This window comes from Variovorax sp. PvP013 (assembly GCF_050435945.1).
Lineage (GTDB): Bacteria > Pseudomonadota > Gammaproteobacteria > Burkholderiales > Burkholderiaceae_C > Variovorax.
The window spans coordinates 1-10,403 of record NZ_JBNDLF010000021.1 but is presented as its reverse complement, the minus strand read 5'-3'; the positions used below and the strand labels follow the sequence as shown (position 1 = coordinate 10,403).

General features: G+C 69.8%; 10 protein-coding genes. 3 read left to right on the top strand and 7 right to left on the bottom strand.

What is annotated here, in order from left to right; translation table 11 throughout:
• Nucleotides 1-197 precede the first annotated feature (197 nt).
• The 6 genes from ABID77_RS22490 to ABID77_RS22465 form a co-directional block, all read right to left on the bottom strand.
• Entirely contained in the window at nt 198-1,199 is a 1,002-nt protein-coding gene (locus ABID77_RS22490) for a hydroxyacid dehydrogenase (protein WP_429600712.1), read from the bottom strand.
• Between the two features lie 50 nt (nt 1,200-1,249).
• Nucleotides 1,250-1,759, bottom strand: a complete 510-nt coding sequence (locus ABID77_RS22485) for a hypothetical protein (RefSeq protein ID WP_429600710.1) — start codon at nt 1,757-1,759, stop codon at nt 1,250-1,252.
• A 194-nt stretch (nt 1,760-1,953) separates the two neighbouring features.
• Nucleotides 1,954-3,282 carry a dicarboxylate/amino acid:cation symporter gene (locus ABID77_RS22480; RefSeq protein ID WP_429600708.1) on the bottom strand — a complete coding sequence of 443 codons (1,329 nt, stop codon included), beginning with the start codon at nt 3,280-3,282 and terminating at the stop codon, nt 1,954-1,956.
• A gap of 23 nt (nt 3,283-3,305) precedes the next feature.
• Nucleotides 3,306-4,793 (bottom strand): aspartate ammonia-lyase, encoded by a 1,488-nt coding sequence (gene aspA, locus ABID77_RS22475; RefSeq protein ID WP_429600706.1) that lies wholly within the window; start codon nt 4,791-4,793, stop codon nt 3,306-3,308.
• A gap of 268 nt (nt 4,794-5,061) precedes the next feature.
• Nucleotides 5,062-5,973, bottom strand: coding sequence for a LysR family transcriptional regulator (locus ABID77_RS22470; RefSeq protein WP_429600704.1), 912 nt, complete (start codon nt 5,971-5,973; stop codon nt 5,062-5,064).
• Between the two features lie 38 nt (nt 5,974-6,011).
• Complete coding sequence (locus ABID77_RS22465; protein ID WP_429600702.1) at nt 6,012-6,329, bottom strand: ArsR/SmtB family transcription factor; 318 nt, start codon at nt 6,327-6,329, stop codon at nt 6,012-6,014.
• A 101-nt stretch (nt 6,330-6,430) separates the two neighbouring features.
• Here ABID77_RS22465 and ABID77_RS22460 point away from each other — a divergent pair, with 101 nt between their 5' ends.
• Nucleotides 6,431-7,519, top strand: coding sequence for an NADH:flavin oxidoreductase/NADH oxidase (locus ABID77_RS22460; protein WP_429600700.1), 1,089 nt, complete (start codon nt 6,431-6,433; stop codon nt 7,517-7,519).
• A 368-nt stretch (nt 7,520-7,887) separates the two neighbouring features.
• Entirely contained in the window at nt 7,888-8,262 is a 375-nt protein-coding gene (locus ABID77_RS22455) for a DUF1428 domain-containing protein (RefSeq protein WP_429600698.1), read from the top strand.
• Between the two features lie 25 nt (nt 8,263-8,287).
• Here ABID77_RS22455 and ABID77_RS22450 read toward each other — a convergent pair whose 3' ends face one another.
• A complete protein-coding gene (locus ABID77_RS22450) occupies nt 8,288-8,980 on the bottom strand; it encodes a Crp/Fnr family transcriptional regulator (RefSeq protein WP_429600696.1) in 693 nt (230 codons plus the stop codon).
• 662 nt (nt 8,981-9,642) lie between these two features.
• On the opposite strand from ABID77_RS22450, the gene ABID77_RS22445 reads away from it, so the two are divergent.
• On the top strand, nt 9,643-10,403 hold a 761-nt coding region (locus ABID77_RS22445; protein ID WP_429600694.1), incomplete at its 3' end, for an MCP four helix bundle domain-containing protein.

Below are 10,403 nucleotides of genomic sequence, written 5' to 3'. Positions count from 1 at the left end.
GGCGTGGCGACGATGGCCCCGGGGGTGGCGGGGGTGGACGCGCTGCTCCAGCGCGCCGACGCGGCCATGTACGCGGCCAAGGCCGCCGGGCGCGACCGCGTCGAGCGCTGGGCGCCGGGCCTGCGCGACGGCCGGCGTCCGAGCCAGGACTGACGGCCGGAACGCCCGTCCCGTCGCCGTGTCCGGCGGGATCGGACTCACGACGCCGACGCGTACGCCCCGCGCCAGCGGAAGGCCGCCTCGGCGTTGACCGCGCCGGCCGGCACGCGGCCCCGGACGAGGTCGGCCACCTGCGCCACCGTCTCCATCGCCTGGTGCTCGACGGCCGGCGGCGTGAGGCCTCCGACGTGCGGCGTGGCGATCACCTTCGGATGTGCGGCGACCCGCGGCGAGGGCATCTGGTCGGGCGCGCGGCCGACGTCGAGCGCGCAGCCGGCGATGCGCCCGGCGTCGAGCGCGTCGATCAGCGCCGCCTCGTCGACCAGGTCGCCCCGCGCGGCATTGACGAAGTACGCGTCGCGCTTCATCCGCGCGAAGGCACGCGCGTCCATCAGGTTCTCGGTCGCCGCCGTCGCCGCCGCGAGGCAGACGACGAAGTCGGACATGCCGAGCAGCGCGTCGAACCCGACCCGACGCGGCCCGGGTCCGTCGACCGTCGCATGCGGGTCGTGGACCACGACGTCCATGCCGAAGGCCGACGCCAGCGTGCCGAAATACCTGGCGATCCGACCGTAGCCGACGATCCCGACGGTCGAGCCGCGCAGCTCGCGGCCCATCAGGGGCGGCGCGTCGCGGCCGGCGCGGTAGTGGCCGACCGAGGCGCTGACGTGGCGCGCCAGGTCGATCATCGCGCCGACGATCCACTCGGCGACCGAGGCGACGAAGCCGGCGCTGGCCTGCGTGACCAGCACGCCGTGACGGCCGGCCGCGTCCAGGTCGACGTTGCGGATGTCGATGGCGCAGCGCACGAAGGCCTTGAGGTTCGGCAAGGCGTCGAACAGCGCGGCGTCGCCCGCCGTCCGGCGGTACGAGACGATGACGTCGCAGTCGCCCGCCAGCGCCGTCAGCCGCTCCGGATCGAGGTCGGCTTCGTCGGGATTGAAACGGATCGAGGCGACCCGCCGCAGCGCGGCGACGGCGCGGTCGCCGTAGTAGGCGGCCCGCTGGCTCGGAGGATGGCTGAGGAAGACCCGGATCATGGAAGGTAGCGAGAGGAAACAGTTTGGAGGGGACGGGGGCCGGACGGTCGTCAGGTGCTGAAGTCGCAGACCAGCGAGGCGCCCCGGGCGCCGCGATCGACGAATTCGAGCCGGCCGCCGGCGCGGCGCGACTGGACGGCCACCGCGGCGAGCCTGCGGCGCGCCGTGGCGGCGGCGCCGTCGAAATTCAACGTGTAGACGGCCATGCCGCACTCGCCCTCCCTGCAGGTCGTCGCCGCGAGGGACGACACCGGCAGGCCCGCGAAGCGCGCGGGTCCGGCCGGACGGACGGTGGCCGTCTGGAACTCCCGTTCGGTCTCGTGGACGATGGCGCCCTCGATCTCGCCCTGCATGCGCTGCGGCGGCCCGCGACGGTCGGCCGCCGGCGCGGCGACGGTGCGCAACAGCATCGTGGCGAAGGGATTGCGATGCACCTGGCAGTTCCTGAAGCTGTCGACCGCCCTCTGGAAATCGCCCGCCGCGCCGCGCGCGGGAGTCGTCGCGAGGCAGGTGAGGCCCATGAGGAGGAACACCGATTTCCGGATGCCGTGGGGTTTCATGTCGACCGTCCTTCGTGGATCCGCATCGTCCCATGAAAGCCGTCCGGACACATCCCCGGAGGAAGGATGGCTGCCGCTTTCCTCGTCGACCCCGGAGATCGCAACGAATCCGATCCGCTCGCCATCGACCGCCGGCGCCCGGTCGCGGGCAGCCCCCGGCGGAGTGGGCGTCCCGCGCCGGACGCGTCGACGGATCAGGCGACGAGGGCGGGAACCGCCTGCGGCACGCCGGCGGTGGTCGCGACCTCGTCCTCCTCCTCGTCGACGCCGCCGTCGGTGCGCAGGCCGCCCTCCCACTTGGCGACGACCGCGCTGGCGATGCCGTTGCCGATGACGTTGGTCGCCGTGCGGCCCATGTCGAGGAACTGGTCGATGCCCATGATCAGCAGCAGGCCGGCCTCGGGCAGGCCGAACATCGGCAGCACCGCCGCCACCACCACCAGCGAGGCGCGCGGCACGCCGGCGATGCCCTTGCTCGAGACCATCAGCACCAGCAGCATGGTGATCTGCGTGCCCAGGGACATCTCGATGCCGAAGGCCTGGGCGACGAAGACGGCGGCGAAGGCCTGGTACATCATCGAGCCGTCGAGGTTGAACGAGTAGCCCAGCGGCAGCACGAAGCTGGCGATGCGCTGGCGCACGCCGAAGGCCTTGAGCTGCTCCATCATCTTCGGGTAGGCCGATTCGCTGCTGGCGGTGGAGAAGGCGATGAGCGTCGGCTCGCGCAGCAGGCGCAGCAGCCGGACCATCGGGCGCGCTCCGAGGCAGGCGGCGCCGACGCCGGCGAGCACCAGCCACAGGACGGCCAGCCCCAGGTAGAAGCCGCCGATGAACTTGCCGTAGGTCACCAGCACGCCCAGGCCCTGGGTGGTGATGACCGACGCGATGGCGGCGAACACGCCCACCGGGGCGAACTTCATGACGAAGTCGGTCAGCTTGAGCATGATGACCACCAGCTCGTCGACGAAGCGCACGGTGGTCGCCGTGGCCTCGCGCGGCAGGGCCGAGATGGCGAAGCCGAAGAACAGCGAGAACACCAGGATCTGCAGGATGGCGTTGGTCGACATGGCCTGCGCGATGCTGGTGGGCACCAGCTGCGTGACGAAGTCCGCCAGGTTGAGCGAGGCGGTCTTGAGGTGGGTGGCGGCGCCGACGTCGGGCAGCGGCAGGCCGAGCGAGGCGCCGGGCTGCAGCAGGTTGACGAACACCAGCCCCAGCGCCAGCGACACCAGCGACGCGCTGACGAACCAGCCGAGCGCCTTGGCGCCGACGCGGCCGACCGCCCTGGCGTCGCCCATGCTGGCGATGCCCGCGACCAGCGTGGCGAACACCAGCGGCGCGACCACCATCTTGATCATGCGCAGGAACACGTCGGTGGCGATGTTGAAGTAGCGGGCGATGTCCCGGGCCGCCGCGGCGTCGGGCGCCAGCGCGTGGCAGGCATAGCCGACGGCGATGCCCATCACCATGGCCGCCATGATCCAGCGCACCAGCGCATTGGGTTTCTTCTTGTTCACGAGCATGTCTGTCTCCTGGGTGCGGGCGCTCAGAGCGGTGTCGTCCCGAGCGGCTGCGGCGTGGTCAGTGCCTCGGGACGCAGCAGGTGGTCGAGCTGGGCCTGCGTGAGCAGTCCGCGCTCGAGCACGATGCGGTAGACGCTGCCGCCCGTGGCGTGCGCGTGCTGCGCCACCTCGGTGGCGTTGCGGTAGCCGATGTACGGGTTGAGCGCCGTGACGATGCCGATCGAGTTGCGCACCAGCCCGGCGAGGTGCTCGCGGTTGGCGGTGATGCCGTCGACGCAGCGCCCGGCCAGCGTCAGGCAGGCCTGGCGCAGGTGGGTCACGCTCTTGAACAGGCTGTGGGCGATGATGGGCTCGAAGGCGTTGAGCTGCAGCTGGCCGCCCTCGGCCGCGAAGCTGATGGTCAGGTCGTTGCCGATGACCTCGAACGCCACCTGGTTGACCACCTCCGGGATCACCGGGTTGACCTTGCCCGGCATGATCGAGGAGCCCGCCTGCATCGCCGGCAGGTTGATCTCGCCGAGCCCCGCGCGCGGTCCGCTGGAGAGCAGGCGCAGGTCGTTGCAGGTCTTCGACAGTTTCACCGCCACGCGCTTGAGCACGCCCGAGAGCTGCACGAAGGCGCCGCAGTCCTGCGTCGCCTCGATCAGGTTGGGCGCCGTCACCAGCGCGATGCCCGTGTTGGCCGACAGCCGCTCGCGCACCCGCGCCGCGTAGTCGGGGTGGGCGGTGATGCCGGTGCCGATGGCGGTGCCGCCGAGGTTGATCTCGTGCACCAGCGCCACCGCCTCGCGCAGGCGCTGCTCGTCCTCGCCGAGCATCACGGCATAGGTCGAGAACTCCTGGCCCAGGGTCATCGGCACGGCGTCCTGCAGCTGGGTGCGGCCCATCTTGAGCACGTCGGCGAACTCCTCGGCCTTGCGCTCGAAGGATCGGCGCAGCACGGCCATGGCGTCGATCAGGCGCAGGATGCCGAAGTGGCCGGCGACCTTCAGCGCCGTCGGATAGACGTCGTTGGTGCTCTGGCCGAGGTTGACGTGGTCGTTCGGGTGCAGGTGGCGGTAGTCGCCCTTGGCGTGGCCGAGCAGTTCGAGCGCGCGGTTGGCGATCACCTCGTTGGCGTTCATGTTGGTCGAGGTGCCGGCGCCGCCCTGGATCACGTCGACGACGAACTGCTCGTGCAGGCGGCCGTCGCGCAGCTCGCGGCAGGCCGCGACGATGGCGTCGCAGCGCCGCGCGTCGAGCAGGCCGAGGTCGCGGTTGGCCTCGGCCGCGGACTGCTTGATGCAGGCCAGCGCGGCGATCAGGTCGGGATAGATGGCGATCGAGGTGCCGGTGATGGGGAAGTTCTCGACCGCGCGCAGCGTGTGAACGCCCCAATAGGCGTCGGCCGGCACGTCGCGGTCGCCGATCAGGTCGTGCTCGAGGCGGGTGGCGACGGTCGGGAGGTGGGCGGCGGTGACGTCCGCGAGGGCCTGGAGGGCGGCCGCGGCGTCGGCCGGGGCGTGATCCACGATGGGTGTCCTGAGGGGGGGGCGGGGGGGACGCTGCGCGGCGGGACTGCCACGCTCTCTTCGTCATCCACCCGTCGACCCCGAGCGTAGGCAGCGCCCCCGACGGCGTCCAATGACGTGATCGGCGGGCCGCATGCGGCGCTCGCGTGCCCGTTGCGCCGCGCGCATGGATGCTTGCGCGGCGCGCATGACATGCGCGCGGTGCCGCGCGCCGTGGTGCGCGGCGCTCCGGCACGCCCTCCGACGGGTCTCGGGACTTTCCCTTAGATCACGCCGGCAGGCCGTCGCCGAGCGCCGACCAGGCCTGCAGCACGCGCGGCTTCCCGACGTCGGCGCGGCGATACAGGCGGGTCTCCAGTTCCAGTTCCCAGCCGGCGTCGCCCGCGGGCACCAGTTCGCCGCGGGCCAGTTCCCGCTCGATCAGGCCGCTGGGCATCCAGGCGATGCCGTGGCCGGCCTTGACCAGCGGCTTGAGTCCCTCCGCCATGGGGTTCTCGTAGCAGCAGCGCAGGTGGACGCCCTCCTGCTGCTGGCGCTTGAGGACGAAATCGGCCGCCTGCCCGAGCATGGTGGCGGGGCCGTAGGCCAGGTAGGGCAGCGGCTCGCGGCGCTTGCCCGGCAGCGCGAACAGCGCCCGCCCGTCGGCATCGGGACGGCTGACCGGCAGGAAGCGCTCGGTCATCAGCAGGATCGACGGGAAGAGCCGGGGGTCGAGCAGCACCGCGAACGACGCGTGCGCATAGGACAGCATCAGGTCGCAGCTGCCTTCGTTCAAGGCGCGGACGCAGTCGTGCAGGTTGTCGGGCACGAGCCGGACGTCGAACGGGCCGATGCGCTGCTGGCAGGCCTGGAGCCAGCGCGGGAAGCAGTCCACCGTCAGCGCGTGCAAGGCGGCGATGGTGACCGCGTCGCTGCCCGTTTGCAGACGGCCGCGCAGGTCGTCGCGCACTTCCAGGAGCTGCCGCGTCACCTCCTCGGCGGTGTCACGGAACGCCAGTCCGGCCTGGGTCAGCGCGGTCGGGTAGACGCTGCGGTCGACCAGCGTCGTGCCGACCCAGAGTTCCAGTGCCTTGATGCGCCGGCTCAACGCCGACTGCGTGCAGAACCGCTCGGTGGCGGTGCGCGAGAAGCTGCGCGTGCGCGACAGGCTCAGGAAGTCTTCCAGCCATTTCAGTTCCATGGATCATTCCCGCTCGGACCGGCAAGCCGTGTGTGGTCTCACGCGGGCATGTTACTCAGGCGCTGCGCCAGGATCGCATCCATCAGTCCGGGAAACCGGGCGTCGAGTTCGGCACGCCGCAGCCGGTTCATGTGGGTCGTGCCGGCGCACGCGGTCTGGATCAGGCCCGCTTCGCGCAGCACCCGGAAGTGATGCGAGACGGTCGACTTCGGCCGTCCGCCGTCGAGGTCGCCGCAACTCGCCTCCGGCACGCCCGCCAGGTGGCGCACGATCTCCAGCCGCACCGGATCGCTCAGCGCGTAGAGCACCCGCTCGAGGATCAGCTCGGCGGCGGCGGGGTGTTTCATGGGACGCATGCACGCGATCATAAGCCGTGGGGTAGACTTCATCGTTAGTTCGATAACTATCGAAATAACGACCCCTCCTCCCGTTTTCCCCCTCTTCGCGAAGAAGCGCCATGTCCGCCCTGTTCCAGCCGTTCACGCTCAAATCCATCACCCTGCGCAACCGCATCGCCGTGCCGCCGATGTGCCAGTACTCCGCCACCGACGGCTTGGTCAACGACTGGCACCTGAGCCACTATGCCTCCATGGCACGCGGCGGCGCCGGGCTGGTCGTCGTCGAAGCCACCGCCGTGTCGCCGGAGGGCCGCATCACCCCCGGCTGCGCGGGCATCTGGAACGACGACCTGGCGCAGGCCTTCGCGCCGATCGTGCGCACCATCAAGACGGCCGGCGCGGTGCCGGGCATCCAGATCGGCCATGCGGGCCGCAAGGCCAGCGCCAACCGTCCCTGGGAAGGCGACGACCACATCGCCGAAGGCGACGCCCGCGGCTGGCAGACCATCGCGCCGTCGGCGATCGCCTTCGGTCCCGGACTGGCCCGACAGCCGCGCGCCATGACGCTCGAGGACATCGCCCGCGTGCGCCGGGACTTCGTCGACGCCGCCCGCCGCGCGCGCGACGTGGGCTTCGAATGGCTGGAACTGCACTTCGCCCACGGCTACCTGGCGCAGAGCTTCTTCGCCGCCGCGTCGAACCAGCGCGACGACGGCTACGGCGGCAGCGCCGAGAACCGCGGCCGCTTCCTGCTCGAAACCCTCGAAGCGGTGCGCGAGGTCTGGCCGGAGAACCTGCCGTTGACCGTGCGCTTCGGGGTGCTGGAGTTCGACGGCCGCGACGAGCAGACCCTGGTCGAGTCGATCGCCCTGACGCGCCGGTTCAAGGCGGCCGGCCTCGACATGCTGAGCGTCAGCATCGGTTTCTCCACGCCGGCCGCCACGATTCCCTGGGGCTCGGCATTCATGGGCCCGATCGCCCAGCGCGTGCGCCGCGAGGCCGGCATCCCGGTGTCGTCGGCCTGGGGCTTCGGCACGCCGGCGGTGGCCGAGCGGACCGTGCGCGACGAGCAGCTCGACGTGGTCATGGTCGGCAAGGCCCACCTGGCCGATCCGCACTGGGCCTACGCGGCCGCCAGGGAGCTGGGGGTGGAGCGTCCCTCCTGGACGCTTCCCGCCCCCTACGCCCACTGGCTCGAGCGCTACTGAACCGGCACGCCTTCGGGCGCCGCCGCGTCGTCGCCATCCGGCGGCCCCGGCGGTCACGGCGTTCCGGGAGGAGCGGACGGGCCTCGGCCTCGGCCAGCGACGCCCTCGGCACCAACGAGGACGGGGTCGTCTCGTCGGGGCGGTCCTCGCGCGCCGATGGCGCGGCGCTGCGCACCACGGCGCGATCGCGCCACCGGGTTCTGTGCCCTTTCGCCACGGCGTCCCCGGATCGGGGGGGACGGGTGTCACCTGCGGTTCGACGCGCCCCTCGGGAGAAGCCAGGATGGCGAGCCGGGTCCGATGGCTCCACCATTCGCGACGGAATCCACCGATCCTTCTTCGATGGACCTTGACGCGAGGAGACCGCGATGTCCTATGTCGATGGCTTCGTATTGGCCGTGCCGACGGCCCGGAAACAGGAATTCGTCGAGCACGCCACCCGGGCGAACGCGGTGTTCATCGAACACGGCGCGCTCAGGAGCTTCGAATGCTGGGGCGACGACGTCCAGGCAGGCCGGCAGACCGATTTCCAGCGGGCCGTCCAGGCGACCGCCGACGAGACGGTGGTGTTCTCCTGGATCGAATGGCCGGACAAGGCGACCCGGGACGCCGCCATGGGGAAGATGGAAGAGATGATGAAGGATCCCCGCATGGATCCGGCCAGGAACCCGATGCCCTTCGACGGCAAACGGATGATCTACGGCGGCTTCGCGCCGGTCGTCGAACTGGGCCGCCCGCGGTGAGCGAGCCGGGCGGGTCGAGGAGCGCTCATCCCATCAGTTCTTCGTAGCTCTGCCGATCGGCGCGGTAGCAGTTGCAGGCCACGTGCGCCAGCACGGAGCGATCGAGTATCTGGATGTCGCCGCGGTGGTAGCTGATGGCGCCGCGCCGCTGCAGCGCGTTCGCCGCCGTGGTGATGCTCACGCGCCGCACGCCCAGCATGGCGCTCAGGGATTCATGGGTGACCTGGCAGTGGCTCGAGCCGGTGCGGTCCTGGCTCATCAGGAGCCACCGCGCCAGGCGCGCCCCGACCTCGTGGTAGCGCAGGCACAGGGCGAGCGTCGCGGACTGGTTCAACACCACCGCCACGTAGCGGTTCATGAGGCGCTTGAGCGCCGGACTGACCTCCAGCTGCCGCTGGAACACCTCGGTGGGCATCCGCCAGGCCCAACCCTCGCTCTGGACCGGGGCCTGCACCGGTGTCTGCGCGATCCCCAGGATCGCGCGGGGATCGAGCATGCCTTCCCGGCCCACCATCGCGATGATCAGTCCCGCGGCGTTCGGCTCGTGCGCCAGGAGACAGACGAAACCGGCCGCGGGGAAATAGACGTGGTCGATCGTCTCTCCGGGCTGGAACAGGCACGCCGTGCGACTCAACGGGACTTTCTCGCAGAGGTCGAGGAAACGGGTGCGATCGGCGCCGACGAGGCGACCGATCAGGGCGTTGTCGGTCAGGGTCAAGCGACGTTCCGGATCAGGACTTGGAAGGATTGAAGAAGGAGATTCGGCCGTCCGGACGGGACCCGGGCATCCGACGGCGCCGACGGCCGTGCATCGAAAGCAAAAAGATACCCGATCCTCTTCGGCGCTGTCGAGCATTTCCCCCGTGCTTGCACACGACGACCGCGTGCCGCGCGCCGAGTCGGCGCGGACGGCCGGCGACGCCCCACGGAACGGCGTCGCCGTGCGCGATGCCGGCCTCGGCCCGCATCCCGTCTCCGATCCGACGTCGCGATGCGGAACCCCGGCACGTCGGGCGTTCCGGAATCGGCCCGACCCGGATGCGACGGCGGTCCATCGGAGCATCGGACCGGATCGCGGCGCATTCAATTCGCGGCGAATTCAATTCGACGCCCCGCCCCGCGAGCCATTGAATTGCACCTGAATACCATGGTTGTCAGATGCGATTCCAAATTGATTTTCCATGCTGCAGGTGGTACATCACCATGCGCGGGACCGTCCGCGCGAACCGGCTGCGGTTCGTGCGCGCGAAGACGCCAGATAAGCCTCAAGAAAATCTCGAATCAGTCGAAGCTTGGAAATGAATATTTTCAATTTCGATGATCGGCATTCGATATAAGAAATTGGATTTCGGGATTCTTAACTACTCTTGAGCGGCGGCAATGAAAAAGTTCACTACCAGACAACTCATCGTGGGCGCCTTTGCGGTGCTCGCCGTCCTGGTCCTGCTGGTGAGCGTGCTGGCCACGAACTCGCTGAGCGAATCGAACAAACGGTTCTCCAGCTATGTCCACGGCATCGGAGAAAGGCAGGCCCTTCTGAGCGAACTCGCGGCCATCGCCAACCGTCGCGCCATCGGCGTGCGGGACCTGGTATTGGTCACCACGGCCGCGGAACAGAATGTCGCCAGAACCATGGCGGTCGATGCCAATGAGAAACTGAAGACGACGTTCAGGAAATTCAAATCCGCGGTGACGGGCGGCGCCAATGTGTCGGATCGGGAAAAGGCGATTTTCGACCGGATCGAGCGCATCGAAACCCAATACGAGAATACCGCCCTGCTGATCGTGGAACTGGCCGTTTCCGGCAAGCGCGATCAGGCCATCGAAAAGATCAATACGGTCTGCCGTCCCTTGTTCACCGAATTGCAGGCGGCGATCAAGGAAAACGTCGAAGTCAACGACGAGGAATCGAAGGCCGACGCCGATTTCTCGGCCTTCGCTTATGCCAGCCAGCGAAACATCCTCGTGGGCCTGAGCTGCTTCGCGGTCTTCACGGCGGCGGCGCTGGGTCTGTTCATCACGCGCAGGATCCTGGGCTCGCTGGGGGCGGAGCCGGCCGAGCTGAGCGTGGCGGCGCAGCGCGTGGCGCGCGGCGACCTGGGCGAGATCGCCGGGGCGAGGCAGGCGGCCCCGGGCAGCGT

What these genes read in the sequence shown, in the direction of transcription:
- ABID77_RS22460 (WP_429600700.1), top strand. Translation starts at nt 6,431, where the DNA reads ATGTCCGCCCTGTTCCAGCCGTTCACGCTCAAATCCATCACCCTGCGC.
- ABID77_RS22485 (WP_429600710.1), bottom strand. Translation starts at nt 1,759, where the DNA reads ATGAAACCCCACGGCATCCGGAAATCGGTGTTCCTCCTCATGGGCCTC.
- ABID77_RS22455 (WP_429600698.1), top strand. Translation starts at nt 7,888, where the DNA reads ATGTCCTATGTCGATGGCTTCGTATTGGCCGTGCCGACGGCCCGGAAA.
- ABID77_RS22470 (WP_429600704.1), bottom strand. Translation starts at nt 5,973, where the DNA reads ATGGAACTGAAATGGCTGGAAGACTTCCTGAGCCTGTCGCGCACGCGC.
- ABID77_RS22490 (WP_429600712.1), bottom strand. Translation starts at nt 1,199, where the DNA reads ATGATCCGGGTCTTCCTCAGCCATCCTCCGAGCCAGCGGGCCGCCTAC.
- ABID77_RS22480 (WP_429600708.1), bottom strand. Translation starts at nt 3,282, where the DNA reads ATGCTCGTGAACAAGAAGAAACCCAATGCGCTGGTGCGCTGGATCATG.
- ABID77_RS22465 (WP_429600702.1), bottom strand. Translation starts at nt 6,329, where the DNA reads ATGCGTCCCATGAAACACCCCGCCGCCGCCGAGCTGATCCTCGAGCGG.